A 596-nucleotide genomic window follows, 5' to 3' on the forward strand; every position below is an offset into this window, starting at 1 on the left:
GTGCTGGCGGCGCTCACGGCCAACAAGGCGGTCGACTGGGTGCTGCATCCGTCGCTGGAGAATCATCCGGACTATGCGCTGGCGAAACGCCTGCTGCCGCGCGGCGCCGGCTCCATCGTCTCCTTCGGCATCAAGGGCGGCCGCAATGCCGGGCGCAAATTCATCGAGGCGCTGAAGCTAACCAGCCATCTTGCCAATGTCGGCGACGCCAAGACACTGGTCATTCATCCCGGAAGCACCACGCATCAGCAGATGGACGCCGAGCAACTCAAGGCCGCCGGCATCGGCGAGGAGCTGATCCGCCTCTCCGTCGGTATCGAAGCCGCCGACGACATCATCGATGACCTCGCGCAGGCGCTGCGCATCTCGCAGAAGGGCTGAGCGATGCAACTCACCGTCAACGGTCACGAGACCTATATCGCGAATGGTGGCCGCACATTCGATCCTTCCCTGCCAGTGGTCGTGATGATCCACGGCGCCGGCTTCGATCACTCGACCTGGGCGCTGCATACGCGCTGGTTCGCGCATCACGGCTTCGCGGTGCTCGCGCCGGATCTGCCCGGCCACGGACGCTCAAAGGGTGAAGCGCTCACGAC

Annotated in this window: 2 protein-coding genes; both read left to right on the forward strand. The window is 64.6% G+C overall.

From position 1 onward, the window contains the following. Nucleotides 1–381: PLP-dependent transferase (locus AC1DU6_RS34875; protein WP_477863105.1), on the forward strand; the 381-nt coding region annotated here is incomplete at its 5' end. Between the two features lie 3 nt (nucleotides 382–384). Then, the coding region (locus AC1DU6_RS34880) for an alpha/beta hydrolase (RefSeq protein WP_477863107.1) at nucleotides 385–596 on the forward strand (212 nt) is incomplete at its 3' end.

This window comes from Roseateles sp. P5_B10 (assembly GCF_056400485.1).